General features: G+C 73.6%; 24 protein-coding genes. 12 read left to right on the top strand and 12 right to left on the bottom strand.

Going from position 1 to position 25216, the window contains the following annotated elements; all coding sequences use genetic code 11:
• Positions 1 to 70 precede the first annotated feature (70 nt).
• Positions 71 to 703 (top strand): DUF305 domain-containing protein, encoded by a 633-nt coding sequence (locus I4I81_RS08555; protein ID WP_218615944.1) that lies wholly within the window; start codon positions 71 to 73, stop codon positions 701 to 703.
• On the opposite strand, the gene I4I81_RS08550 is transcribed toward I4I81_RS08555, so the two are convergent.
• Complete coding sequence (locus I4I81_RS08550) at positions 692 to 2689, bottom strand: S9 family peptidase (protein WP_218615943.1); 1998 nt, start codon at positions 2687 to 2689, stop codon at positions 692 to 694. The two genes, I4I81_RS08555 and I4I81_RS08550, sit on opposite strands and share 12 nt — an antisense overlap.
• A gap of 89 nt (positions 2690 to 2778) precedes the next feature.
• On the opposite strand from I4I81_RS08550, the gene I4I81_RS08545 reads away from it, so the two are divergent.
• The 3 genes from I4I81_RS08545 to I4I81_RS08535 are packed head-to-tail and all read left to right on the top strand — an operon-like array spanning position 2779 to position 6412.
• Positions 2779 to 3831, top strand: a complete 1053-nt coding sequence (locus I4I81_RS08545) for an extracellular solute-binding protein (protein ID WP_218601364.1) — start codon at positions 2779 to 2781, stop codon at positions 3829 to 3831.
• Positions 3832 to 3836: 5 nt separating this feature from the next.
• Complete coding sequence (locus I4I81_RS08540) at positions 3837 to 5396, top strand: ABC transporter permease (RefSeq protein WP_226363835.1); 1560 nt, start codon at positions 3837 to 3839, stop codon at positions 5394 to 5396.
• The gene (locus tag I4I81_RS08535) at positions 5393 to 6412 is read left to right on the top strand and encodes an ABC transporter ATP-binding protein (protein WP_226363834.1); all 1020 of its coding nucleotides are present in this window, start codon (positions 5393 to 5395) and stop codon (positions 6410 to 6412) included. Before I4I81_RS08540 ends, I4I81_RS08535 begins: the two co-directional genes overlap by 4 nt.
• Here I4I81_RS08535 and I4I81_RS08530 read toward each other — a convergent pair.
• The 7 genes from I4I81_RS08530 to mptB form a co-directional block, all read right to left on the bottom strand.
• Positions 6398 to 7369 (bottom strand): quinone oxidoreductase family protein, encoded by a 972-nt coding sequence (locus I4I81_RS08530; RefSeq protein ID WP_226363833.1) that lies wholly within the window; start codon positions 7367 to 7369, stop codon positions 6398 to 6400. The two genes, I4I81_RS08535 and I4I81_RS08530, sit on opposite strands and share 15 nt — an antisense overlap.
• Positions 7370 to 7376: 7 nt before the next feature.
• A complete protein-coding gene (locus I4I81_RS08525) occupies positions 7377 to 8327 on the bottom strand; it encodes a COX15/CtaA family protein (protein WP_308187754.1) in 951 nt (316 codons plus the stop codon).
• 132 nt (positions 8328 to 8459) lie between these two features.
• Positions 8460 to 8960, bottom strand: a complete 501-nt coding sequence (locus tag I4I81_RS08520; RefSeq protein WP_218602552.1) for a hypothetical protein — start codon at positions 8958 to 8960, stop codon at positions 8460 to 8462.
• Complete coding sequence (locus I4I81_RS08515; protein ID WP_218602551.1) at positions 8891 to 9367, bottom strand: hypothetical protein; 477 nt, start codon at positions 9365 to 9367, stop codon at positions 8891 to 8893. The genes I4I81_RS08520 and I4I81_RS08515 overlap by 70 nt, the downstream gene beginning before the upstream one ends.
• Before the next feature lie 152 nt (positions 9368 to 9519).
• Entirely contained in the window at positions 9520 to 10323 is an 804-nt protein-coding gene (locus I4I81_RS08510) for an ABC transporter permease (RefSeq protein WP_218602550.1), read from the bottom strand.
• A complete protein-coding gene (locus tag I4I81_RS08505) occupies positions 10320 to 11243 on the bottom strand; it encodes an ABC transporter ATP-binding protein (protein ID WP_218602549.1) in 924 nt (307 codons plus the stop codon). The genes I4I81_RS08510 and I4I81_RS08505 overlap by 4 nt, the downstream gene beginning before the upstream one ends.
• Positions 11244 to 11253: 10 nt before the next feature.
• Complete coding sequence (gene mptB, locus I4I81_RS08500; RefSeq protein WP_218602548.1) at positions 11254 to 12855, bottom strand: polyprenol phosphomannose-dependent alpha 1,6 mannosyltransferase MptB; 1602 nt, start codon at positions 12853 to 12855, stop codon at positions 11254 to 11256.
• Positions 12856 to 12988: 133 nt separating this feature from the next.
• Here mptB and I4I81_RS08495 point away from each other — a divergent pair, with 133 nt between their 5' ends.
• The 8 genes from I4I81_RS08495 to I4I81_RS08460 are packed head-to-tail and all read left to right on the top strand — an operon-like array spanning position 12989 to position 20159.
• Positions 12989 to 13717 carry a helix-turn-helix transcriptional regulator gene (locus I4I81_RS08495; protein WP_372453562.1) on the top strand — a complete coding sequence of 243 codons (729 nt, stop codon included), beginning with the start codon at positions 12989 to 12991 and terminating at the stop codon, positions 13715 to 13717.
• Complete coding sequence (gene sufB, locus I4I81_RS08490; protein ID WP_218602547.1) at positions 13714 to 15144, top strand: Fe-S cluster assembly protein SufB; 1431 nt, start codon at positions 13714 to 13716, stop codon at positions 15142 to 15144. Before I4I81_RS08495 ends, sufB begins: the two co-directional genes overlap by 4 nt.
• Positions 15145 to 15194: 50 nt before the next feature.
• Positions 15195 to 16319, top strand: coding sequence for a Fe-S cluster assembly protein SufD (sufD, locus tag I4I81_RS08485; protein ID WP_225925224.1), 1125 nt, complete (start codon positions 15195 to 15197; stop codon positions 16317 to 16319).
• A 25-nt stretch (positions 16320 to 16344) separates the two neighbouring features.
• Entirely contained in the window at positions 16345 to 17106 is a 762-nt protein-coding gene (sufC, locus tag I4I81_RS08480; RefSeq protein WP_218602545.1) for a Fe-S cluster assembly ATPase SufC, read from the top strand.
• On the top strand, positions 17106 to 18353 hold the full coding sequence (locus I4I81_RS08475; protein ID WP_218602544.1) for a cysteine desulfurase: 1248 nt from the start codon (positions 17106 to 17108) through the stop codon (positions 18351 to 18353). The genes sufC and I4I81_RS08475 overlap by 1 nt, the downstream gene beginning before the upstream one ends.
• 2 nt (positions 18354 to 18355) lie before the next feature.
• Positions 18356 to 18808: a Fe-S cluster assembly sulfur transfer protein SufU gene (gene sufU / locus I4I81_RS08470; protein ID WP_218602543.1), complete on the top strand. Its 453-nt coding sequence runs from the start codon at positions 18356 to 18358 to the stop codon at positions 18806 to 18808.
• Entirely contained in the window at positions 18805 to 19233 is a 429-nt protein-coding gene (locus tag I4I81_RS08465) for a metal-sulfur cluster assembly factor (protein WP_218602542.1), read from the top strand. Before sufU ends, I4I81_RS08465 begins: the two co-directional genes overlap by 4 nt.
• A 2-nt stretch (positions 19234 to 19235) precedes the next feature.
• Positions 19236 to 20159: an LLM class flavin-dependent oxidoreductase gene (locus I4I81_RS08460; RefSeq protein WP_226363832.1), complete on the top strand. Its 924-nt coding sequence runs from the start codon at positions 19236 to 19238 to the stop codon at positions 20157 to 20159.
• 428 nt (positions 20160 to 20587) lie between these two features.
• Here I4I81_RS08460 and I4I81_RS08455 read toward each other — a convergent pair whose 3' ends face one another.
• The 4 genes from I4I81_RS08455 to I4I81_RS08440 are packed head-to-tail and all read right to left on the bottom strand — an operon-like array spanning position 20588 to position 25189.
• Complete coding sequence (locus tag I4I81_RS08455) at positions 20588 to 22048, bottom strand: GH1 family beta-glucosidase (RefSeq protein ID WP_225924523.1); 1461 nt, start codon at positions 22046 to 22048, stop codon at positions 20588 to 20590.
• Between the two features lie 5 nt (positions 22049 to 22053).
• A complete protein-coding gene (locus I4I81_RS08450) occupies positions 22054 to 22941 on the bottom strand; it encodes a carbohydrate ABC transporter permease (RefSeq protein WP_226363831.1) in 888 nt (295 codons plus the stop codon).
• Entirely contained in the window at positions 22938 to 23891 is a 954-nt protein-coding gene (locus I4I81_RS08445) for a carbohydrate ABC transporter permease (RefSeq protein WP_226363830.1), read from the bottom strand. The genes I4I81_RS08450 and I4I81_RS08445 overlap by 4 nt, the downstream gene beginning before the upstream one ends.
• Before the next feature lie 2 nt (positions 23892 to 23893).
• Complete coding sequence (locus tag I4I81_RS08440) at positions 23894 to 25189, bottom strand: ABC transporter substrate-binding protein (RefSeq protein ID WP_218602540.1); 1296 nt, start codon at positions 25187 to 25189, stop codon at positions 23894 to 23896.
• Positions 25190 to 25216: the final 27 nt, after the last annotated feature.

Raw genomic sequence — 25216 nt, 5'->3', positions numbered from 1 at the left:
GGACGGAACCGAACCCCCGCGCGGGAGGATCACTCGACCGGATCAGCGGGGCGTCGGTAGCGTCACCGGCATGCGACGCGCACTGGTGACCGCTGCGCTGGTCCTCGCGCTGGCCGGGTGCGGCGCCGCGCCGGAGGGCCCACGGGTCGTCGTGCCGGGTGCGCCGGGGGAGCCCGCGCAGATCATGGACGGGGCGGAGGTGGCGCAGCGGCGCTCACCGGTGCCGGTGTCGCCCGCCGACGTCGAGTTCGTCGAGCGGATGGTCCCGCACCACGAACAGGCGCTGGAGATGGCGGTACTCGCCCCGGCCCGGGCCGCCGACCCGGGGGTGCGGGCGATGGCCGAACGCATCGCCGGCGTCCAGGGGCCGGAGATCGCGGTGCTCGAGTCCTGGCTCGCCCGCCAGGACGCCCACCCAGCGCACGGGGACCACGGGGATGGCGGGGATGGCGGGGATGGCGGGGACCACACCGGCATGCCGGGTATGGCCACCCCCGCGCAGCTCACCGACCTCGCCACCGCCACCGGGCCCGCGTTCGACCGGCTCTTCGTCACGCTGATGATCGCCCACCACCAGGGCGCGCTGACGATGGCGGGGCAGGTGCGCACCGCCGGCACCGACCTCCTGGTCGCGGAGTTCGCCGACGACGTCGTCGCAACGCAGAGTGCCGACATCGACCGCCTGCGCGGGCTACTGCAGTAGGTCCGGGGTCTCCCAGTCCTTCCCGAGCACGTGATGGTCCAGGAACGCGAGGACGGTGGCGTACCAGAGCGCGGCGTTCTGCGGCGTCAGGATCCAGTGGTTCTCGTCGGGGAAGTACAGGAACCGGTGCGGCAGGTCGTCCGGGTCCCCGTCGAACCGGCTGACGAGGTCCCACCACAGCCGCAGCGCCTCGCCGACGGGCACGCGGTGGTCGCGGTCGCCGTGGATCACCAGCATCGGTGTGGAGACGGCGTCGGCGAAGCGGTGTGGGCTGTTGGCCTGCGCCATGTCCGCGGTCATCTCACGCTGCCAGTACCAGGGCGCGTCGGTCGTGGGGCCGAACTGGTCGAGTGCCCACAGGCTCGCGTGCGTGACGACCGCGGCGAACCGGTCGGTGTGTCCGGCGATCCAGTTGGCCATGTAGCCGCCGAAGGAGCCGCCCATCGCCGCGGTGCGGGTCCCGTCGACGTCCGGGTGCGCGACGGCGGCGTCGGTGAGCGCCATCAGATCGGTGTACGGGGTGCCGCCCCACTCGCCCCAGCTGCGGGCGACGAAGTCGAGACCGTAGCCGGTGGACAGCGCCGGGTCCGGGAGCAGCACCGCGTACCCGCGCGCGGCCATCAACCACGGGTTCCAGCGCCACTGCCAGGCGTTCCAGCTGCCCAGCGGACCACCGTGGATCCACAGCACCAGCGGCGCGGGCTCCGACGACTCCGGCAGCACCAGCCACGCCCGCAGCGCGGTGCCGTCCTCGGCGGTCGCGTGCACCTCGGTGAGCGTGCCGGGCACCTCCGGGGCCGCTTCCGGGGAGGGGAGCAGGACGGGGCGCTGATCGGGCGTGCGTGCGTCGAGGCGGACGGGGGCGGGCGGGGCGCCGATCGCGCTGCGCAGGGCGTAGACGTGCGCGCCGTCCGGCGACACCCGCACGTCGGTGTACGCGCCGTCGTCGCCGGTCAGGCGCGTGACGACACCGTTCTCGATGCGGAACACCGGCGAGCGGCCCCCGTCGTCGGCGGTGACGACGAGCGCGGCGCCGTCGGGCGTCCACTGCGACCCGGACACCCAGCGGTCCCACCCCGGCGCGACGTCGACGGGCTCCCCGCCCGCGAGCGGCAGCACGACGAGCCGGATGTCGACGGCGGTGTGCGGCGTCGAGAGGCTCTCCCGGACGCAGGCGACGCGCGTGCCGTCCGGGCTGATCACCGGGCCGTGGAACTCGTGGCCGGGGTCGTCGGCGAGCACCCGCCGCTCGCCGGTCGCCACCTCCACGACGACGAGCGTCGACCGCGTGCCGCCACCGCGCTGCGGCACCGCCCAGGTGCCGACGACGTGGTGGCCGTCGGGGGTGACGTCGTGGGAGCCCTCGACGAGTGCGGCCCCGGGGGTCGGCGTGAGGTCGGTCCACGGCTCGCCCGGTGCGGACGCGCCGAGCAGGCGCGGCGCGTCCGGACCCAGGTCGTGGTCCCAGAACCGGACGGGGTGCGCGGTGTGCAGGATCCCGCTCACCTTCTTCTCCCGCCGTGCCTTCCGGCGGGACCCGTCGTCCTCACCGGAGGTCGAGCCCGGCAGCGTCATCGACGTCACCACGACGGTGCCGGCGTCCCGGGCCACGGCGACGCCGGAGATCCCGCCGGGCCGGGTGCCGACCACCTCGGCCTCCCCGCCGCCCGCCGGCAGCCGCCACAGCGCGTCGGGGGAGTCGGTGGCCTGTTCGGCGACGGCCGGGTCGGGCCGCGCAGAGGTGAAGAGCACGTCGCCGTCGGGGGTGAACACGGCCCCGGCCTCGCCCTTCGCGCTGTGGGTGAGCCGGCGGGCGGGCCGCTCCCCGGCCGGGTCGATCTCCCACAGCGCGGTGCCGAACCGGGTGCGGTCGGGCCCCGGGGTCGCCACGGACGTGACGAGGCGGGTGCCGTCGGGGGAGAGCGTGAGCCCCGAGAGGCGCGGCAGGTCGAGGTAGTCCTGGAGGTCGTCGAACCGGCTGCTCATGGACCCACCCTGGACCAGCATCCGGCCGACCGTCGACTCGGACCCCTGGCTAGGTTAGCCTGCGCTCAACTGAGTGAAAGGGACCTTCCGTGCATCTGCCCAGTAAGTACGTGAGTCGGACGATCGCCCTGCTGACGGTCGGGGCCGCGCTCGTCGCGTGCGGGGGTGCGCCCGCCCCGGCGCCTGCGACGGCCGCGGAGGGCGACGGCGTCCTGACGATCTACTCCGGACGCAACGAGGAGCTCGTCGGCCCGCTGATCGCGCAGCTCGAGGCGGCCGTCGGCACTCCCGTCGAGGTCCGCTACGGCAGCACCGGCGAGATGGCCGCCCAGCTCCTGGAGGAGGGAGCCGACTCACCCGCCGACCTGTTCTTCGCCCAGGACGCCGGTGCGCTCGGCGCCGTCGCGGGCGCCGGGCTGCTCGCCCCGCTCCCCGCCGACGTGCTGGAGCCCGCCCTGGAGCGCTACCGCGCCACCGACTCCACCTGGGTCGCCACCTCGGCGCGCGCCCGGGTCGTCGCCTACAACACCGCCCTGGTCCCCGAGGCCGACCTGCCGACCTCGCTCGACGCCCTGCTCGACCCCCGGTGGGCCGGGCAGATCGGCATCGCGCCGTCGAACGCGTCGTGGCTGTCGTTCGTGACCGGCCTGCGGCTGATCCGCGGCGAGGACGGTGCCCGCCAGTGGCTCACCGCCTTCGCCGCGCAGAACCCGCAGCGCTTCGACGGCAACGGTGCCGTCGTCGACGCGGTGGCGGCGGGCACCGTCGCGGCCGGCCTCGTCAACCACTACTACCTCTTCGAGAAGATCGCCGAGCTCGACCCGGCCACCTACCCGGTGCGCAACCACTACGTCGCGAACGACCCGCTGGGCCTGGTCAACGTCGCCGGGGTGGGCGTCACCGCGGCCGCCGACGACCAGGGGCCCGCGCTGGAGGCCGTGCGCTACCTGCTCTCCGCCGAGGGCCAGCAGTACCTCGTCGACCGGACGGCCGAGTACCCGGTGATCGACGGCGTCACCCCGGCCCGTGCCGACGTCGACCTGGTGGCGCTGGAGTCGCTGTCCGCGCCGGACGTCGACCTGGCGGACCTGTCGTCGCTGGCCGAGACCGAGACCCTGCTGCAGGAGGTCGGCCTGCTGTGACGGCGGTGGCGCAGCGCCCGGTCACCACCACCCCGGCCGGGCGCGCCACCCGGTCGCGGCGGCACCGGGCCCCCGCGTTGCTCCTGGGCTGGGGTGCGGTGGCCGGCATCGTCGCCGTCGTCCCGTTGGCCCACCTGGTCGTCCGGGCCCTGGAGGGCGGCCCCGGCCTGTTCCTGACCGTCCTGGGTCGCCCGCGCACCTTCGACCTGCTGGTCGCCAGCGTGCTGCTGGCCGCGTCGGTCACCGCGGTGTGCGTCGTCGTCGGCTCGCTGGCGGCGTGGCTCGTCGTCCGCACCGACCTGCCCGGTCGGCGCGTGCTCGCGGTGCTGTTCGCACTGCCGCTGGCCGTGCCGTCCTACGTCGCCGGGTTCACCTGGATCTCCGAGTGGCCGACGTCGGCGGGGTTCTGGGGGGCGTTCGGGGTGCTCGCGACCGTCAGCTTCCCCTACGTGTACCTGCCGGTCGCGGGGGCGCTGCGGGCGGCCGACGGTGGGCTGGAGGAGGTCGCGCGGTCGCTCGGGCACGGTCCGGCGCGCGTGCTGCTCGGCGTCACGCTGCGGCAGGCGTGGCCCGCGGCGACCGCGGGTGGGCTGCTGGTCGCGCTGTACGTGCTGAGCGACTTCGGTGCGGTCTCGCTGATGCGCTACGACACCTTCACCCTGGGCATCTACACGAGCTACCGCGGCACGTTCGACCGCACCCCGGCCGCCGTGCTCGGCTGCGTGCTGGTGGTCCTGGCCGCGCTGGTGACGCTCGGCGAGGCCAGGGCGCGGGGGCGGGCGGCGCACCGGATCGCGCGCGGCGCGGCCCGGCCGCCGGCCCCGGTCCGGCTCGGTCGCGCGCGGGCGCCGTGGCTCGCGTTCTCCGCGGGGGTCGTCGGGGTGTCGCTCGGGATCCCCGCATGGAACCTCACGCACTGGATGGTCGTCGGTTCCTCGCTCGGCATCGACGCGGCCGACCTCGGCGCATCCGGGCTGGTCACGCTGCAGGTCGCGGCGCTCGGTGCGCTCCTGACGACGGTGCTCGCGATCCCCGTCGGCGTGCTCGCCGCCCGGTACCGTGGCCGGGCCACCGCCGCGCTGGAGACCTCCACCTACGTCGCGCACGCGCTGCCCGGCATCACCGTGGGACTCGCGCTGGTGTTCCTCGGGATCCGGGTGCTGCCGGGGATCTACCAGGAGACGCCGCTGCTCGTGCTCGCATACACGGTGCTGTTCCTGCCGCTGGCCGTCGGCTCGATCCGCGCGGCCGTCGCGGCCACGCCGGCCCGGCTGGAGGAGGTGTCGCGCTCGCTGGGGCACGGCCGGGTCGCGACCCTGGCCCGCGTGACGGTCCCGCTCGCCGCGCCCGGCGTCGCCGCCGGGGCCGCGCTGGTGTTCCTCACGGCCGCCAAGGAGCTACCGGCCACGCTGCTGCTGCGCCCCACCGGCGCCGACACGCTCGCGATCCGGCTGTGGACCCACACCGGCGCCGGTCAGTACGCGGCCGCGGCTCCCTATGCGATCCTGCTCGTCGTGCTCGCCGCCGTCCCCGTCCTGCTGCTCGACCGGGCCGTGCGGCGGTGACGCCGGCACTCGTCGTCCGGGGGGTGCGGGCCTCCTACCCGGACACGCCGGTCCTGCACGGGATCGACCTGACGGTGGCCGCGGGTGAGCTGGTGGCCGTGCTCGGCGGCTCGGGCTGCGGCAAGACCACGCTGCTGCGCACCGTCGCCGGGTTCCACCCGCTCGACGCCGGGTCCGTCGAGCTCGACGGACGGCTCGTCGCCTCCGACGGCGTCGACGTCGCCCCGGAGCGCCGCGGCGTCGGACTGGTGCCCCAGGACGGTGCGCTGTTCGGGCACCTCACCGTGGCGGGCAACGTCGGGTTCGGCCTCGACCGCGCGGGCCGTCGCAACGGGCGCGTCGAGGAGGTGCTGGAGCTCGTCGGCCTGCCCGGGTACGGCCGGCGCCGCCCCGACGAGCTCTCCGGCGGCCAGCAGCAGCGCGTCGCGCTGGCCCGGGCGCTGGCCCCGGCCCCGGCCCTGGTCCTGCTCGACGAACCGTTCACCGCCCTGGACGCCGGGCTGCGCGCCGAGGTGCGCGAGCAGGTGTGCGCCGCGCTGCGGGCCGCCGGGGCCGCCGCGGTCCTCGTCACCCACGACCAGCAGGAGGCCCTCGGCGTGGCCGACCGGGTCGCGGTGCTCGTCGCGGGCCGGGTCGTGCAGGCCGGGCCGCCGCACGAGCTGTACCGGGCCCCGGTCGACCTCGACGTCGGCACGTTCGTCGGCGAGGCCGTGGTGCTGTCAGCGCGGGTCAGCGCGGGCCGGGCCGACACCGCGCTGGGCCGCCTCGCCGTCGACGGCCCTGACGGGCCGGGCCGGGTCCTGCTGCGCCCCGAGCAGCTCCGGCTGCGCGGTGGGTCGGCCGCCACGGTCCGCGAGGTGATCTTCCACGGGCACGACTCGACGGTGCTGGTCGAGCACGGCGGAACCGTGCTGCGCTGCCGCACCGCCGACGCCGACCTGCCGCACGTGGGGCAGCGGGTCGACGTGGAGGTGGCGGGGCCGGTGCTGTTCTACCCGTCCTCAGGGGACCAGTAGCAGCTTCCCGGTGGTGCGCCGGGCCTGCAGGTCCTCGTGGGCGGTGCGGGCCTCGGCGAGGGGGTAGCGGTGCCCGATGCGGACGTCGAGGGTGCCGTCGGCGACCGAGGCGTAGACCGCCGCGGCCCGCTCCCGCAGCGCCTCGGGGGTCGGGAGGTGGTGGAACAGCGTGGGGCGGGTGAGGTAGAGCGAGCCGCCGCGGTTGAGCCGCTGCGGGTCGACCGGCGGCACCGGGCCGCTGGCCGCGCCGAACAGCACGAGCATCCCGCGCACGCGCAGGGAGTCGAGGCTCGCGTCGAACGTCGTCCTCCCGACGCTGTCGTAGGCGACGGCCACGCCGGTGCCGCCGGTGAGGTCGCGCACCGCGGCCGCGAGGTCGTCCACCTCGGTGTACCGGATCACCTCGGCCGCCCCGGCCCCGCGGGCCAGCTCCTCCTTCTCCGCGGTGGAGACGGTCGCGATCACCCGGGCGCCCTTCGCGGCGGCGAGCTGGGTGAGCAGCAGCCCGACCCCGCCCGCGGCCGCGTGCACCAGCACGTCGTCACCGGGCCGCACGGGGTAGGTGTCGTTGACCAGGAAGTGGGCGGTCATGCCCTGCAGCAGCGCGCCGACGGCCAGGTCGTCGGCGACGCCGTCGGGGACGGGGACGGCCTTCGCCGCCTCGACCGCGACGAGCTCGGCGTAGCTCCCGAGCTGCTCGCACCACGCCACGCGATCACCTACGGCGAACGGGTCGACACCCTCGCCGAGCGCCCGGACCCGACCGGAGCCCTCCATCCCGGCGACGTAGGGCAGCGTCATCGGGTAGACGCCCTCGCGCTGGTAGGTGTCGATGAAGTTGACACCCGCCGCCGCCACCTCGACGAGGATCTCGCCGGGCCCGGGAGCCGGGTCGTCGAGCTCGGTCGGGGTCAGGACGTCGGGGCCACCGGCCTCGGAGATCTGGATCGCGCGCACGGCCCGATCATGGCGCGGCGAGGGCGGGTTCCGCATCCCGGGTGCCGACCGGGGCGCCCGAGCGCTCGACGGTGGCGGACCACAGGGTCGAGGCCGCGGCGGTGACCAGCCCGGCGCCGAGGACGTGCAGCACGACCAGCACCTCGGGGACGCCGATCGCGTACTGGATCCCGCCGAGTGCGCCCTGCGCGAGCACGACGACGACCAGCACGCGGAAGCGCCGGACCAGTGCGGTGGGGGCGGCGACGGCGTGCAGCGCGAACCCCAGCCCGACGAGCAGCCCGAGGTAGCCGAACAGCAGCTCCGCGTGCAGCTGCGCCATCGCCTCGACGCCCAGCCCGAGCCGCGGGGTCTCCGCGTCGCCGGCGTGCGGGCCGGCCGCGGTGACGAGCGTGCCCGCCACCAGCAGTGCCGCGAGCACCCCGGAGCTGACGCCGACCAGCCCGCGGATCGCCCGCGGCACCAGCGGCCGCGGCGGACCGTCACCCTCGCCGGTGGCGAGCACCAGCGCCGCGGAGAGCCAGACGAGCCCCGCCGAGACCATGAAGTGCAGCGCGACCCCGCCCCACGCCAGGTCGGTGAGCACCGTGATGCCCCCGATGACGGCCTGCGCGACGATCCCCGCGGGCATCACCGCGGCGAGCAGCGTCAGCCGGCGCCGTCGCGGACGGGTGCCGAGCGCGGCGAGCAGGACCAGCCCGGCGACGATGACGATCACGAACGTCAGCAGCCGGTTGCCGAACTCGACCCACTGGTGCAGCGGGGCCACGTCGGCGTTCGAGACGGGCACCATGCTGCCGGGGAAGCACTCCGGCCAGCCCGGGCAGCCCAGCCCGGACCCGGTCACCCGCACGGTGACCCCGGTGACCATGATCCCCACCTGGGCCACGAGGTTCGCGATCGCGAGACGGCGCATCGTGGTGGCCGAGGTGACGGGGAGACGGTCGAGGACGCTCACCCCACGATCGTAGGCCGCTCCCCGCACACCCCGCCCCCGCACACCCCGCCCCCGCACACCCCGTGGCCCGGCGCACAGGGTGTGGCCCGTGCGAGAGCCCGACGGGCGTGCGACGACCGGGGGGCTGCTCGCTCACTGCTGGTACCGGAAGGTGCGCCGGAGGCGGGCGGCCGTCGGGGCGAAGGGGGTCAGGTCGGCCCAGCCCCAGCGGACCGCACCGAGGTCCTCGCCGCGCATCGCGTCCTCGCGCCGCTTCTCCGCGTACACGACGTCACCGGGTGTCCGCCCCGGTGCGACCGGCCGCCCGTACTTCTCCCGCCCGTCGAACTCGCCGAAGGTGCGCAACCCCGGCCAGCCGAAGTCGGCGTGCACGACCCCGGCTGCCGTCCGCACCTCCCACTGCAGCACCGGGTCCGGGATGCCCGCGCGCCTCATCGCGACGCGGCTGCGCGACTGCCCGACGCTCTCGCTGCCCCACCGCGCGAAGGCCAGTACGCGGCGCGCGGCCGGGACCCCGGGCCGTCCGCGGGCGGTGGCGAGGGCGCCGTCCAGCTCCTCCCGGGTCACGATCCGGCGCCACAGCGCCGCGTCCGCGACCACCACGGCCTGCTCGAACCCGATCTGACGCCCCACGTCGACGAGGGTGCGAGCGGAGAGGTGACCGCGATCCCGTCGACGACGACGGTCTCCCACGGTTCCAGCGGGGCGGCGTGGACGTGCAGGTCGGCGGTGAGTCGCCCGCCGGACCGACGGGTGCGGGTCAGCTGCACCCGGCGCAGCGGGTCGCCCCAGACCGGCAGCCCGTGCAGCACGGCCGCCGCGAGGTGGCTGACCACCGCGTCCGGGGAGACCTGCCCGACCGCCGCGCGGACCAGCACGGCGTGCCGGTCCTCGGGGCGCGAGGGCAGGACCCGGGCGTAGGCGCCGCGGCGCACCGTGCAGAGATCGCCGCGCCGTCGACGGGCCCGGATCTCGCCGTCGTCGAACCCGTGGGAGAGGAGCTCGCGGCGCGTCAGCAGCTGCGGATCGTCGATGTCCATGCCGCGCAGGATGGGGCCGGGAAGGCTTCCGGTGGGGCCGAACGCGACAACCTGTGGACGCCCCGGCCCTCGCGCACGGGTTCCGGACCGTCGCGGCCGCCGCACCCCGTGCGACGAGCCGCACCCTGTGCGACGGCGTCATACGGCCGGCGTCAGCGCAGCTTGACCAGCCGCGTCGCCGCCAGCCCGGCCGCCGCCGCCCACGCCACCAGCACGAGCACGGGGGTGAGGCCGGGGGGTGCGCCGGTGGTCAGGACCGTCCGCAGGCCCTCGGCCAGCGCGCCCGACGGCAGCGCCGACGCCACCGCGGCCAGCGGGCCGGGGAGCTGGGCCACCGGGATCACGATGCCGCCGGCGAGCAGCAGCACGAACCACACGACGTTGGCGACGGCGAGGGTGACCTCCGCCCGCAGCGTGCCGCCGAGCAGGATGCCCAGCGCCCCGAACGCCGCCGACCCGAGCAGTACCAGCAGCACCGCCCAGGCCAGCCCGGCGCCCGCCGGGCGCCAGCCCAGCACCGCGGCGATGACGCCCAGCACCACCATCTGCACGGCGACGATCCCCAGCACCGCGACGAGCCGGCCCGCGACGAGCAGCCAGCGGGGGAGCGCGGTGGCGGCGAGGCGGCGGATCACCCCGTAGCGGCGGTCGAAGCCGAACGCGATCGCCTGCCCGGTGAACGCCGTGGACATCACCGCGAGCGCGAGCACCCCCGGCACGACGAACGCGACCCGCGGCTCGGGCAGCGGCACGAGGTCGAGCAGCGTGAGCCCGACCAGCAGCACGATCGGGATGAGCAGCGTCAGCAGGACCTGCTCGCCGTTGCGCAGCGCCAGGCGCAGCTCCGTGCCCGCCTGGGCCGCGAGCATCCTCCCGGGCGTCCCGGCCCCGGGGCGCGGGGTGAACGTGCCGGGCACGAACCGGCCCTGCGGCGAGGAGTACATCGACGACGTCATGCCCGCAGTTCCCGTCCGGTCAGTTCGAGGAACACGTCCTCCAGGCTGCGCCGGGCGACCTGCACGTCGTCGGCGAGCGCGCCCTGCTCGGCGCACCACGAGGTGATCACCGACAGCACGGCGGGGTTGATCCGGCCCTGCACCACGTAGCGGCCGCCGACCGGCTCGACGGCGCCGTAGCCGTCGGGCAGGGCGGCGCGCAGGCCGTCGAGGTCCATGCCGGCGCGGGCGCGGAAGCGCAGCTCCTGCTGCTCGCCCGCGGTGAGGACGGCGGGCGTGCCGTGGGCGACGACGCGGCCGTGGTCGACGATCACGACGTCGTCGGCGAGCGCCTCGGCCTCCTCCATGAGGTGCGTGGTGAGCAGCACGGCGACGCCGTCTCGGCGCAGCGCGGAGATCAGGTCCCAGACCAGCCGGCGGCCCTGGGGGTCCATGCCGGCGGTCGGCTCGTCGAGGAACACCAGCTCCGGACGCCCGACCACGGCGCAGGCGAGCGCGAGGCGCTGCTGCTGCCCGCCGGAGAGGCGCTTGTAGGGGGTGCGGCCGCACGCGTCGAGGCCGAGGACCTCGGAGAGCCAGCCGACGTCGAGCGGGTGCGCCGCGCAGGCCGCGACGACCCGCAGCATCTCCCCGGCGTGGACGCCCGGGTAGGCGCCGCCGCCCTGCGGCATCACCCCGATCCGGGCGCGCAGCGCGTCGGGCGCCCCCGCCGGGTCGACGCCGAGCACCCGCACCTCGCCCGCGTCGGCGGTGGCGAACCCGGTGCACACCTCGACGGTGGTGGTCTTGCCCGCGCCGTTGGGCCCGAGCAGGGCCAGCACGGAGGCGGCGGGCAGCTCCAGGTCGAGCCCGTCGACCGCGGTCGTCCGGCCGTAGCGCTTGACCAGGCCACGGACGGACACGGCGGGGTGCGGACTCACGGAGGTGAGTCTAGAGAGGTGCCCCCGGGCTGTCCTGAGGGCGACCCGCCGGGACGCGCCCCGGCCACGCGTCGACGTCGACCCCGGTGCGTCCGGCCAGGCTGCGCCGCACCACGAGCAGGGACAGCGCGAGCACCAGCAGCCCGGCGATGATCGACATGGGGAGCTGGTAGGCGCGGAAGTTGAAGTCGGCCCCCGTCGGCGGCACGACGATCGCGAGGATGCCGGAGATCACCAGCATCGCCCGTCGCGCCTTGGGCATCGCCTTCGTGGCGGCCAGCGGGATCACCGCCCAGAGCAGGTACCAGGGGTGCACGATCGGGCTCAGCACCACCACCGCGGCCATCCCGGCGGCCATCCCGGTGATCGCGTCGAGCCGCCCGCGCAGCACGGCGAGCATCAGCCGGCCGGCCAGCAGCGCGGCCAGCACCAGTCCCGCGGCGCGGGTGAGGGAGAGCACGGCGTCGGTGTGGTCGCCGAGACCGCCGAGGATGATGCCGACCTGGCCGCCGAGCAGCCCGAAGTCGGTGGAGATCGACAGCCAGCTGCGGATCAGGCTGGGTGCGCCCAGCGCGTCGAGCCAGCGCAGGCCGAGACCGGTGAAGTAGCCGAAGGCCGCGTAGACCAGCACCGCGATCGCGGTGAACAGCGTGGCCGCGATCGCGACGTCGCGCACCCGCCCGCCGCGCCGCCGCGCCCACTCGATGCCGAGGAACCCCAGCGCGAGCAGCGCGGGCAGCTTGACCGCCGAGGCCAGCACGATCAGCACGCCGCCGCCGAGCAGGTACGGATCCCACCAGCGCTCGCCCGCGCGCAGCCCCACCTCGAACCCGACGAGCATCAGCCCGACCATCAGTGACTCGTTGTGCATGCCGCTGACCAGGTGGAACAGTACGAGCGGGTTGGCCACGCCGAGCCACATCGCGAGCCCGACGTCGAGCCCGCAGCGCCGCGCGAGCTTCGGCAGCACCCAGACGATCATCGCCACACCGACGAGGGCCAGTGCCCGGTGGGCGAACACCCCGGCGACGATGTCGTTGCCGGTGAGCGCGGTGATCCCGCGGCCGAGCACGAGGAAGAACGGGCCGTACGGGGCGCCGGTGTCGCGCCAGATCGTGGGGATCGACCGCACCAGGGGGTCGTCGACGCCGAACGCCTCGGCCGGGCCGAGCGTGTACGGGTCGAGTCCGCGGGCCAGCGTGGCGCTCTGCGCGAGGTAGCTGTAGACGTCGCGGGAGAACAGCGGCGGGGCCAGCGCGAGCGGGATCGCCCACAGCACCGCGGTGCGGCTGAGCTGGGCCCGGGTCGGGGCCGGGGCGACGGCCCCGTTCTCGCGCAGCATCTTGCCGATCCACAGCCAGGCCAGCACGACCATGCCGATGCCCGCGTAGGTGATCGCGATGGCGACCGTGGCGTTGCGGCTGGGCAGGCTGAGCACCCGGATGCCGAACAGCGGGTTGGGCACGGGCAGTGCGCCGGACCCGAGCGCGCCCCCCGCCATCAGCAGCGAGCCGACGAGCCCGAACAGCCGGGCGGTGCGGCTCGGGTCGCGCGCGGGCGGCGACGGCGGACCCTCGTCCACGATCGTGTCGTCCACCCCGGGTGCGGCCATGCCGGGAGCGTATCGACCGGCCCCGACGTGAAGCGCCTCACCCGTGGCGGGGGGTGCCTTTGCCGTCCTCGGCGATATAGGCAACACTGGCGTTGTGAAAACAACCGGTACCCCCGTTCTCGGGACCGCCGGTGTGCCCATCCAGGCGGGGGGGCCCACCGACGGCCGCACCCGCGAGTCGGTCGCCCGCCTGCTCATGGAGCAGGGGCCGATCACCGCGGCCGACGTCGCCGCGGCCCTGGAGCTGTCCTCGCCCGCCGTGCGCCGGCACCTCGACGCACTCCTCGCCGACGGCGAGGCCGACGTGCGCGACGCCCCCCGTCGGGGCCCGCGCGGCCGGGGGCGCCCCCCGAAGCAGTACCTGCTCACCGACGCCGGCCGGGCGCGCTTCGGCCACGGCTACGACGACCTCGCGGTCGCCGCGCTGCGCTACCTGGCGCAGCACGGGGGCCCGGACGCCGTCGAGGGCTTCGCGCAGAGCCGCGTCGAGGAGCTCCTCGGCGACGGCATCGCGCAGGTCACGGCGGCGCACGGCGCCGACGCCCGGGTCGAGGCGCTGGCCGACGTGCTCACCGCGCGCGGTTACGCGGCCCAGGCCCGGTCGGCGGGCACCGGACCCGGCGGGCACGGCGTCCAGCTGTGCCAGCACCACTGCCCGGTCGCGCACGTCGCGGCCGAGTTCCCGGCGCTGTGCGAGGCCGAGACCCACGCCTTCGCGGAGCTGCTCGGCACGCACGTGCAGCGCCTCGCGACCATCGCCCGCGGTGACTCCGCGTGCACCACCCACGTCCCTCTGGATCTTCCCGAGATCCGGCGGAGCACGACAACCACCACGATCCCGAGAGGGAGACAGCCCGAATGACGACCGCTCCAGAAGTACCGATGACGCAGGACGAGACGATCGACTCGCTCGGCCGCTACGACTTCGGTTGGGCCGACCCGGACACCGCGGGCGCCACCGCTCGACGCGGGCTGTCCGCCGATGTCGTCGCCGACATCTCCGCGCTCAAGAGCGAGCCGCAGTGGATGCTCGACTTCCGCCTCAAGGCGCTCGACATGTTCGACAAGAAGCCGATGCCGCGCTGGGGTTCCGACCTCTCGGGCATCGACTTCGACAACATCAAGTACTTCGTGCGCTCGTCGGAGAAGCAGGCCGCCACCTGGGACGACCTGCCCGCCGACATCAAGAACACCTACGACAAGCTGGGCATCCCCGAGGCCGAGAAGGCCCGCCTGGTCTCCGGTGTGGCGGCGCAGTACGAGTCCGAGGTCGTCTACCACTCGATCCGCGAGGACCTCGAGGAGCAGGGCGTCATCTTCCTCGACACCGACACGGCGCTGAAGGAGCACCCGGAGCTGTTCCGGGAGTACTTCGGCTCGGTCATCCCCAGCGGTGACAACAAGTTCTCCGCGCTCAACTCCGCGGTGTGGTCGGGCGGCTCGTTCATCTACGTCCCGCCGGGCGTGCACGTCGACATCCCGCTGCAGGCCTACTTCCGGATCAACACCGAGAACATGGGCCAGTTCGAGCGCACGCTGATCATCGTCGACGAGGGTGCCTACGTGCACTACGTCGAGGGCTGCACGGCGCCGATCTACAGCTCCGACTCGCTGCACTCCGCGGTCGTGGAGATCATCGTGAAGAAGGGCGGCCGCTGCCGCTACACGACGATCCAGAACTGGTCGAACAACGTCTACAACCTGGTGACCAAGCGGGCGAAGGCCTACGAGGGCGCCACCATGGAGTGGGTCGACGGCAACCTCGGCTCCAAGGTCACCATGAAGTACCCGGCCGTCATGCTGATGGGCGAGTACGCCAAGGGTGAGGTGCTCTCCATCGCCTTCGCGGGCGAGGGCCAGCACCAGGACGCCGGCGCCAAGATGACGCACCTCGCGCCGCACACGTCCTCGACGATCATCTCCAAGTCGGTGGCCCGGGGCGGCGGCCGCACGTCCTACCGCGGGCTCGTGCGCGTCAACCCGAACGCGCACCACTCCCGGTCCACGGTGAAGTGCGACGCGCTGCTCGTCGACACGATCAGCCGCTCCGACACCTACCCCTACGTCGACGTCCGCAACGACGACGTCTCGATGGGGCACGAAGCCACCGTTTCCAAGGTGAGCGAAGACCAGTTGTTCTACCTGATGAGCCGCGGGCTCACCGAGGACGAGGCCATGGCCATGGTCGTGCGCGGGTTCGTCGAACCCATCGCGCGCGAGCTGCCCATGGAGTACGCCCTGGAACTCAACCGGCTCATCGAGCTGCAGATGGAGGGTTCGGTCGGATGACCGACGTAGTTTCCGGTCTGGCCCCTGAGCTGGCCGGCGCGAAGAAGGGCATGGGCTCCAAGCCCCTGGCCAGCGCGAGCGAGCGCTTCACCGCCTACGACGTGGGCGCCTTCGAGGTCCCCAGCGGCCGCGAGGAGAACTGGCGCTTCACGCCGAAGCGGCGGCTGCGCGGGCTGTGGGAGACCACGACGTTCGAGGCATCGGCCACCGTCACGGTGAGCGACGCCGGTTCGGCGGGCGTGGCGGTCGAGACCGTCGGCCGCGACGACGCCCGGATCGGCGAGGGCGGCGTCCCCGCCGACCGCATCGCCGCCGCGGCGTGGTCGGCGTTCACCGAGGCCACCGTCGTCACGCTGGACGGCACTCCCGAGCCGGTGACGATCTCGGTCACCGGCCCGGGGGAGGGTGCGGTCGCGGTGGGCCACGTGCAGATCCGCACGACCCCGCACACGGTCGCCACCGTCGTCGTCGAGAACGGCGGCTCCGGCACGCTGGCCGACAACCTCGAGGTCGTGGTGGCCGACGGCTCCACGCTGCACCTCGTGGTCACCGAGGAGTGGGCCGACGACGCCGTGCACGCGGGCTCGCACCACTTCTCGATCGGCCGTGACGCCACCCTGCGCGGTGTCGCCGTCCAACTCGGCGGCGACCTGGTGCGCATCGTCTCGACGGTGAACTATCGCGGCCCCGGCGGCGACGCCGAGCTCCTCGGGCTGGGCTACGCCGACGCGAACCAGCACCTGGAGCAGCGCCTCCTCGTCGACCACGGCGTGCCGCAGTGCACGAGCAACGTGCTCTACAAGAACGCGCTGCAGGGCGACGGGGCGCACACCGTCTGGATCGGCGACGTGCTGATCCGCGCGGCCGCGGAGAACACCGAGACCTTCGAGTTCAACCGCAACCTGGTGCTCACCCCCGGTGCCCGCGCCGACTCGGTGCCGAACCTGGAGATCGAGACCGGCGAGATCGTCAGCGCCGGGCACGCCAGCGCCACCGGCCGGTTCGACGACGAGCAGCTGTTCTACCTGCAGAGCCGCGGCATCCCCGAGGACGCGGCCCGGCGCCTGGTCGTGCGCGGCTTCTTCGGCGAGATCCTGTCCAAGATCACCCTTCCCGACCTGCGCGAACGGCTGGAGGCGGCCGTCGAGGCCGAGCTCGCCGTCGTCGGCGTCTGACACCACCACACGGAGCGATTCACACATGTCCACCTTGGAGATCAAGGACCTGCACGTCTCGATCGCGGTCGACGGCGGCACCAAGGAGATCCTCACCGGGGTCAACCTGACGATCAACGCGGGCGAGACCCACGCGATCATGGGCCCGAACGGCTCGGGCAAGTCCACGCTCGCCTACGCGATCGCCGGCCACCCGAAGTACGACGTCACCTCCGGGGAGATCCTGCTCGACGGCGTCGACGTCCTGTCGATGACCGTCGACGAGCGCGCCCGCGCCGGCCTGTTCCTCGCCATGCAGTACCCGGTCGAGGTCCCCGGCGTGTCCACGGCCAACTTCCTGCGCTCCGCGGCCACCGCGGTCCGCGGCGAGGCGCCGAAGCTGCGCACCTGGGTCAAGGAGGTCAAGGGCGCGATGGCCGACCTCGACATCGACCCCGCGTTCGTCGACCGCAACGTCAACGAGGGCTTCTCCGGCGGTGAGAAGAAGCGCCAGGAGGTGCTGCAGCTCTCGCTGCTCAAGCCCAAGTTCGCGGTGCTCGACGAGACCGACTCCGGCCTCGACGTCGACGCGCTGCGCGTCGTGTCCGACGGCGTCAACCGCTACCGCGCGGGCGGCGAGACCGGCGTCCTGCTGATCACGCACTACACGCGGATCCTGCAGCACATCACGCCCGACTTCGTGCACGTGTTCGCCGGTGGCAAGGTCGTCGAGTCCGGCGGCCCCGAGCTGGCCGACGAGCTGGAGAAGAACGGGTACGAGCGCTTCACGAAGGCCCCGGCGGCCTGATGGACGTCCAGAAGATCCGGGCGGACTTCCCGATCCTCGCGCGCACCGTGCGCGGGGGTCGGCCCCTGGTGTACCTCGACTCCGGGGCCACCGCGCAGCGGCCGCGGCAGGTCCTCGACGCGGAGCGCAGCTTCCTCGAGCAGCACAACGCGGCCGTGCACCGCGGCGCGCACCAGCTCGCCGAGGAGGCCACCGACGCCTACGAGTCGGCCCGCGCGCGGATCGCCGCGTTCGTCGGGGCCGACCCGGGCGAGGTCGTGTTCGTCAAGAACGCCACCGAGGGCATCAACCTCGTGGCGTACGCCATGGGTAACGCCGCGGGCTTCCCGGGCGCGGAGCGCTTCGAGATCGGCGCGGGCGACGAGATCGTCGTCACCGGGCTCGAGCACCACGCCAACCTGGTGCCGTGGCAGGAGCTGTGCCGCCGCACCGGAGCCGTCCTGAAGTGGTTCGAGGTCTCCGAGGACGGCCGCATCGACCTCGACAGCGACCCGATCACCGAGCGCACGAAGATCGTCGCGTTCGCGCACCAGTCCAACGTGCTCGGCACGATCCTCCCGGTGGACGAACTCGTCCGCCGGGCGAGGGCGGTCGGCGCGCTGGTGCTGCTCGACGCGTGCCAGTCGGTGCCGCACATGCCGGTCAACCTCACCGAGCTCGGCGTCGACTTCGCGGTGTTCTCCGGGCACAAGATGCTCGGGCCCTCCGGCGTCGGCGTGCTCTACGGGCGCGCGGAGCTCCTCGCCGCGATGCCGCCGTTCCTCACCGGCGGGTCGATGATCGAGATGGTGCGGATGGAGGGGTCGACGTACGCCCCGCCGCCGCAGCGCTTCGAGGCCGGGGTGCCGATGACGTCGCAGGCCGTGGGCCTCGCGGCGGCGGTCGACTACCTCAACGAGATCGGCATGGAGAACCTGCACGCCCACGAGCTGGAACTCACGGCTCTGGCGATCGAGGGCCTCTCCGCGATCCCCGGGGTCCGGGTGCTCGGCCCGGTCACCACCGACGACCGCGGCGGTGCCGTGGCGTTCGTCGTCGACGGGGTGCACGCGCACGACGTCGGGCAGGTGCTCGACGACCGCGGCGTCGCGATCCGGGTGGGCCACCACTGCGCGTGGCCGCTGCACCGGCGATTCGGGGTGGCCGCCACCGTGCGGGCGTCCTTCCACGTGTACAACACGCCGGACGAGGTCACGGCTCTGGTCGAGGGCGTGCAGGCGGCCCGCGAGTTCTTCGGGGTGGCGTAGACATGCAGCTGGAGCAGATGTACCAGGAGATCATCCTGGACCACTACCGCACGCCGCACGGCGCCGGACTGCGCGAGCCGTTCGACACCGAGTCGATGCAGATCAACCCGACCTGCGGCGACGAGATCACGCTGCGCGTGCGGCTCGACGGCGACACGGTCGCCGAGGTCTCCCACGAGACCCTCGGCTGCTCGATCAGCCAGGCATCGGCGTCGGTGCTCACCGACCTCGTCGTCGGGCGGTCGGTCGGCGACTCGATGAAGATCCTCCAGGCGTTCCAGGAGATGGCGCAGGGACGCGGGAAGGTCGAGCCCGACGAGGACGTGCTCGGCGACGGCGTGGCGTTCGCCGGCGTCGCGAAGTACCCGGCGCGGGTCAAGTGTGCGCTGCTCGGGTGGATGGCGTTCAAGGACGCGGTCATCCGGGTCGGCGACTCCAAGGAGGCAACAGCATGAGTGAGACCACCGAGACCACCGAGACCACCGAGCCCACCGAGCCCACCGAGGACGTCGTCCGCGGCGCCGCCGGGATGCCCGAGCCGCCCGCGGCCGCCGACACGAACCCGTCTGTCGACGACCTCGAGGAGGCCATGCGCGACGTGGTCGACCCCGAGCTCGGGATCAACGTCGTCGACCTGGGCCTGGTGTACGGCATCGCGGCCACCGACGGCGTGGCCACGATCGACATGACGCTGACCAGTGCGGCCTGCCCGCTCACCGACGTCATCGAGGAGCAGACCCGCTCCGCGCTGACCGGGGGCGGCACCGGCGGCCTGGTGAACGACATCAAGATCAACTGGGTCTGGATGCCGCCGTGGGGCCCGGAGAAGATCACCGAGGACGGCCGCGAGCAGCTGCGGGCGCTCGGCTTCCGCGTCTGACGGTGGCGCTCGGGGCGATGCTGCGGCGGGAGGTGCTCCCGGAGCACACCGCCGCCTACGCGCGCGGGGTCGAGGACCTCGGCTTCGACGAGCTGTGGGTCGTCGAGGACTGCTTCTACGCGGGCGGGATCGCGGCGGGGGCGGTCGCCCTCGCCGCGACCGAGCGGATCTCCGTCGGGCTCGGCGTCCTGCCCGCGGTGATGCGCAACCCGGCCACGACCGCCCTGGAGATCGCCGCGCTCGCCCGGATGTTCCCCGGTCGAGTGCGACCGGGCATCGGGCACGGCGTCACGTCGTGGATGCACCAGATCGGCGCGTTCCCCTCGTCGCAGCTCGCGGCGCTGCAGGAGACGACCTCGGCGGTGCGGGCCCTGCTGCGCGGTGAGCGCGTCACCGTCGACGGCCGGCACGTGCACCTCGACGACGTCGTGCTGGAGTTCCCCCCGCCCGTCGTGCCGCCGGTGGCCACGGGGGTTCGGGGGCCGAGGTCGCTGCGCGTCTCGGGCCGGGTCGCCGACGGCACGGTGCTGACCGAGCTGTCGGTGCCGGCGTACGTGCGGTGGGCGCGGGAGCGGATCGACGAGGGCCGCGCGGAGGCGGGGCGCACCGACGCCCACCACGTCACGGTGTACGCCTACGCCGCGCCCGACCGCGACGCCGTGCGCCCGCTCGTCGCCGACGGGGTGCGCAGCGGCGGGTCGTCCGGGCAGTGGGGTGCGCTCACCGACGAGCTGTCGGCCCTCGAGGACGCCGCGGAGCTCCCCGACGCCTGGCTCGACGAGCTCACGATCTCCGGCGACTCCGCCCGCCGCTCGTTCGACGCCCTGCGCGACGCCGGAGCCGACTCGGTGGTGCTCATCCCCGCGGCGGAGGACCCGGTCGCGGCGCTGGACCAGCTCGCAGCCCTGCGCAGCACGCTGACCTGATCCCACGGGCCCGCACAGCTCGCGCACGCGCCCGGACGACACCCCCGGCGGCGTACCCACCGCCACCGAGGGAGATCGATGGACGACGACCGCGGGATCGTGCAGTTCAGCACCGTCTTCCCGGGCTGGTACCGCGTCCGCACCACCCACATCCAGGTCACGGTGCACATCGACCGGGCCACGGTGCTGGCCACCCAGGGCTACGTCGACGACGCCCTCGCCGACGCGGCCTACGCCGTACTCCGGCCACACCGGCCGCGACACCGACAACGCCGAGGACCCGATCTACGAGGCGAGCGGACTGCTCACGGCCCGACGGACCGCCACCGGCCACCTCGGCGTGATCAACCTCGGCATCGACGTCCGATCGCCACGAGGTGCACCTCGGAACGATCACCGGGGCTCGGGCTCGGACTCGGGACCGGGGGCTAGGGCTGCACCGCGTTCGCCCGGATCACGTCGGCGTAGAACAGGGCGCTGTCCTTCACGGTCCGCTCCTGGGTGGCGTAGTCGACGTGCACGATCCCGAAACGCTTGCCGTACCCCCACGCCCACTCGAAGTTGTCGAGCAGCGACCACACGCAGTACCCGACGACCGGTGCACCGGCGGTGATCGCGGCGTGCACCGCGGCGATGTGGGTCCGCAGGTACTCGCGGCGGTCCGGGTCGGCGACGCGGCCGTCGGGTCCCACGACGTCGGGGAACGCGGCCCCGTTCTCGGTGACCAGCAGCTCCAGGCCCGGGTGCTCGTGCGCCATCCGCACCAGCAGCTCGGTCATGCCGCGGGGGTCGATGCCCCAGCCCATGTCGGTCTTGCGGCCGGGGCGGAACGGGAACTCGACGTCCTCGCACGCGATCCACGGGCTCGCCGCCCCGTCGCCGTGGCCGTCGGCGTACTCCTTGGGCCGCTCGCGGGTCCAGTGCCGCACGACGGTGGGGGAGTAGTAGTTCACCCCCAGCACGTCGACGCCCCCGGCTGCGATGGTGGCGAGGTCACCCGGCCGCACGAACCCCCAGTCCGTGACGGCGGCGGTGTCGGCGAGTACGTCGGCGGGGTAGGAGCCGCGCAGCAGCGGGTCGAGGAACACGCGGTTCTGCAGGCCGTCGACGCGCCGGGCGGCGTCGACGTCGGGCGCCGCGTCCGTCTCAGGGCGCACCCACACCAGGTTGAGGCTGATCGAGATCCGCGCGTCCGGGACGGCCGCCCGGACCGCGGCGGCGCCGAGACCGTGGGCCAGGTTGAGGTGGTGCACGGCGGCGAGCGCCGCGGCGTCCTCGGTGCGGCCCGGCGCGTGCACGCCGCTGGCGTAGCCGAGGTAGGCGGTGCACCACGGTTCGTTGAGCGTGATGAACAGCCGCACCCGGTCACCCAGCGCGGCGGCGACGACCCCGGCGTACTCGCCGAACCGCTCCGCCGTCGCGCGGGCCGTCCAGCCGCCCGTGTCCTCCAGGGCCTGCGGGAGGTCCCAGTGGTACAGCGTGACGGCCGGGGTGATCCCGACGGCGAGCAGCTCGTCGACCAGGTCGGAGTAGAACGCGAGCCCCTCGGCGTTCACCGGGCCGAGCCCGTCGGCGGTGACCTGCGGGGTGATCCGCGACCAGGACACCGAGAACCGGTACGAGGTGAGCCCGAGCCGGGCCATGAGTGCGACGTCGGCGCGGAAGCGGTGGTAGTGGTCGACGGCGACGTCACCGGTGTCGCCGTTGCTCACCCGGCCCGGGGTGTGGGCGTAGGTGTCCCAGATCGACGGCGTGCGCCCGCCCTCGGCGACGGCCCCCTCGATCTGGTAGGCGGCGGTGGCCGAGCCCCACAGGAACCCGGTGGGGAAGGTCAGCGGGGTGGTGGCCGCGGCTGCGTGTGTGGCGGTCGCTGGGTGCGTGGTGGTCAAGCGGGTCATCCCTTCACGGCGCCGGCGATGATGCCGCCGACGATCTGACGGCCGAGCAGCAGGAAGACCACGATCACCGGCAGCGTCCCGACGAGGGTGCCCGCCATGATCACCGAGGTGTCCGGGACGTACCCGCTGCCGAGGTTGTTCAGCGCCACCTGCACGGTGGGGTTGGACGAGTTCAGCGTGATGACCGGCCAGAAGAAGTCGTTCCAGGCCGTCATGAACGTGAGCATCGCGAGCACCGCCATGCCCGGGCGGGCGACGGGCAGGACGATGGACCAGAACGTGCGCAGCGACGTGGCTCCGTCGACCTTCGCCGCGTCGAGCAGCTCGTCGGGCAGCGTCTGGATGAGGTACTGGCGCATGAAGAACACCCCGAACGCGGCGACGAGCGACGGCAGGATCACCGAGCTGAGCTCGCCGGCGAGCCCGAGGTTCGCCATGAGCGCGTAGAGCGGGACGACGCCGAGGCTGGGCGGGATCATCATCGTGCCCAGCGCGACCCCGAACAGCGCCGCGCGCCCGCGGAAGCGCAGCTTGGCGAACGCGAACCCGGCCAGCGTGCACAGCAGCACCGTGCTCACGGTGATCACGCCGGACACGATCGTCGAGTTGACCAGCGCGAGCCCGATGTCCTGCGAGTCGATCGCCTTGACGACGTTGGACCACAGGTCCGGGCCCGGCGTCAGCGGCGGCGGGGTCCGGTTCATCTCCGCCATCGGCCGGCTGGCCGCGACGATCATGTAGTAGAAGGGCACCAGGAACACCAGCGCGGTGATCCCGAGCAGGACGTAGGCCAGGGGGCCCGCCGTGTCGTTGCGGCGCAACCGCTTCCGCGACGCCGGGGGCGGCACCGGGGTGACGGGCGGGCGTTCCAGGGTCGCGGTCACTTCGAGGCCCTCCGCTTCGCCAGCCGGGTGTTCACCAGGACCAGCACGATGATCAGCAGGAACGTCACCCAGGCGACGGTGGCGGCGCGGCCGAGGCTGCCGTAGGTCCAGCCCTGCTGGTACATGAACAGCCCGAGCGTCTGGTACTGCCCGAGCGCGCCGCCGTCGGGTTTCCCGCCGCCGAAGATCAGCGGCTCGCCGAAGAGCTGGCTGGCGCCGATCGTGGAGACGACGATCGTGAACAGGATCGTCGGGCGCAGCCCGGGCAGCGTGACGTGCCGGAACTGCTGCCAGCGGCTCGCCCCGTCCAGGGCGGCGGCCTCGTAGAGGTCCTGGCTGATCGACTGCATGCCGGCCAGGTAGATCAGCGCGTTGTAGCCGGTCCAGCGCCAGATGACGATGACGGAGATGGCGACCTGGGCCGTCCAGTCGCCGTTGCGCCAGTCGACCGCGTCGACCCCGACGATGCCGAGCAGCCAGTTGACGGCCCCCGCGTCGCGGCCGAACAGCTGGGCGAACACCAGCGCCGCGGCCGCCACCGAGGTGGCGTACGGCATGATCATCGAGACGCGGAAGAACGTGCGGCCCCGCATCCGGTAGTTGAGCAGGTGCGCGAGGCCCAACGCGATGGCGAGCTGCGGCACCGTCGACAGGACGCCGATCGTGACGGTCTTCCACAGCGCGTTGTAGAACTCCGGGTTGGACAGCAGCCAGGTGTAGTTGTCCAGGCCGAGCCACTCCATGTCGGAGCCGAGCTTGTAGGAGTGCAGGCTGATCCACGCCGTGTAGACCAGCGGGAACAGCCCGAACGCGGCGAAGAGCAGGAAGAACGGCGCGATGTAGGCGTAGGGGGCGGTGCGCTCCTCCACCTGGAAGAGCCGGGTGCGCCACGGGGTCCCGGCCCGCGGGGGCGTGCGCACCCCGGGAGCCGGACGCAGAGTGGTCGGCACGCTCAGCCGACCTGGTTGTTCACGTCGGCGAGTGCGGAGTTCCAGGCGTCCGCGGGGGTGACCCCGTTGGCCTCGACCGACAGCAGCGCCTGCACCATCGCGCTCTTGATCACACCGTCCTCCGGGCCGAGGATCTGCACCGGTGCGTTGGTGGAGGAGTCGGAGAAGATCTGCCCGATGGGGGCTCCGTTGAACCACGGGTCGGTGGCGTCGCCGACCATCGCGATCGCCGCCGTGGTCGACGGGAAGTTGCCGACCGAGGCGAACACCTCGGCCTGCTGCTCGGGGGCGGTGAGCCAGGCGATCAGCTCGGCGGCCTCCTCGACGTGCTCGCTGGAGGCGGGGATGCCCAGGTAGGCGCCGCCCCAGTTGCCACCCGCGCCGCCGGGCAGCGTCGTGACGTTCCACAGGCCGGAGCCCGCGTCGCCGGCCTTGCCCTTGATGTAGCCGATCATCCAGGACGGGCAGGCGATGGTCGCGAAGCTGCCGGAGGCGAAACCGGCGTCCCAGCCCGGGTCGACGAACTGCTCCAGGCGTGCGGTGAGCCCGGCCTGGCCGGCCGCGGCGGCGGTGTCGAACGCCGAGCGGACGGCGGGGTTGGACTCGTGCACCAGGTTGCCCGTGGCGTCGTAGTAGATCTCCTGCTCGGTGGAGATGATCGCGTTGTAGAACCCGCCCGCGGAGTCCATCCACGCGCTGCCCGCGGGGGCCGCGGCCCGGTACTCGGTGCCGAGAGCGACGTAGTCGTCCCAGCTGGTGAGGCGGGCCGACAGGGCGGCCGGGTCGGTGGGCAGGCCGGCCTGGGCGAGCAGGTCGGAGCGGTAGCAGATGCCCATGGGGCCGATGTCGGTGCCGAGACCGAGCACGGCGCCGTCGGCGGTGGTGGCCGCCGGTTCCTTCCACTCGACGTAGCCGTCGATGGACGGGGCCGCGGCGGTGTTGCGCAGGTCGGTCCAGAGGTCCTGCTGGTTGGCGACGACGTCGGCGATGCGCGCGACCTCGATGCCCTGGACGTCGGCGACGCCGCTGCCCGAGGCGAGACGGGTCTGCAGTGCGGGCCAGTACTTGTCCTCGCCCTGCGTGGACTCGTAGGTGATCGTGATGCCGGGGTGCTCGGCCTCGTAGCGGTCGAACAGCCCGAGCTCCTCGTAGCCGAACGTGCCGAAGAGGCCGACGGTGAGCACCGTCGTGCCGTCGTCGGGCGCGGACCCGCCGCCGCCCCCGCAGGCGGCGAGCAGCAGCGTGCCCGCCACGGCGGTGGTGAGTGCGGCGGTGGACGTCTTGCGGATGTTCTTCACGTGTTCTCCCGGGCCGGCGTCGTCGTC

The sequence above is a fragment of the Pseudonocardia abyssalis genome (assembly GCF_019263705.2).
GTDB classification, from domain to species: Bacteria; Actinomycetota; Actinomycetes; order Mycobacteriales; family Pseudonocardiaceae; genus Pseudonocardia; species Pseudonocardia abyssalis.
This window is presented reverse-complemented; position numbering and strand designations above follow the sequence as displayed.

Excerpts from the sequence above, each read along its gene's own strand:
- I4I81_RS08550 (WP_218615943.1), bottom strand. The coding sequence starts at position 2,689 with ATGAGCAGCCGGTTCGACGACCTCCAGGACTACCTCGACCTGCCGCGC.
- I4I81_RS08475 (WP_218602544.1), top strand. The coding sequence starts at position 17,106 with ATGGACGTCCAGAAGATCCGGGCGGACTTCCCGATCCTCGCGCGCACC.
- mptB (WP_218602548.1), bottom strand. The coding sequence starts at position 12,855 with ATGGCCGCACCCGGGGTGGACGACACGATCGTGGACGAGGGTCCGCCG.
- sufC (WP_218602545.1), top strand. The coding sequence starts at position 16,345 with ATGTCCACCTTGGAGATCAAGGACCTGCACGTCTCGATCGCGGTCGAC.
- I4I81_RS08510 (WP_218602550.1), bottom strand. The coding sequence starts at position 10,323 with ATGACGTCGTCGATGTACTCCTCGCCGCAGGGCCGGTTCGTGCCCGGC.
- I4I81_RS08515 (WP_218602551.1), bottom strand. The coding sequence starts at position 9,367 with ATGGACATCGACGATCCGCAGCTGCTGACGCGCCGCGAGCTCCTCTCC.
- sufB (WP_218602547.1), top strand. The coding sequence starts at position 13,714 with ATGACGACCGCTCCAGAAGTACCGATGACGCAGGACGAGACGATCGAC.
- I4I81_RS08555 (WP_218615944.1), top strand. The coding sequence starts at position 71 with ATGCGACGCGCACTGGTGACCGCTGCGCTGGTCCTCGCGCTGGCCGGG.
- I4I81_RS08465 (WP_218602542.1), top strand. The coding sequence starts at position 18,805 with ATGAGTGAGACCACCGAGACCACCGAGACCACCGAGCCCACCGAGCCC.
- sufD (WP_225925224.1), top strand. The coding sequence starts at position 15,195 with ATGGGCTCCAAGCCCCTGGCCAGCGCGAGCGAGCGCTTCACCGCCTAC.
- sufU (WP_218602543.1), top strand. The coding sequence starts at position 18,356 with ATGCAGCTGGAGCAGATGTACCAGGAGATCATCCTGGACCACTACCGC.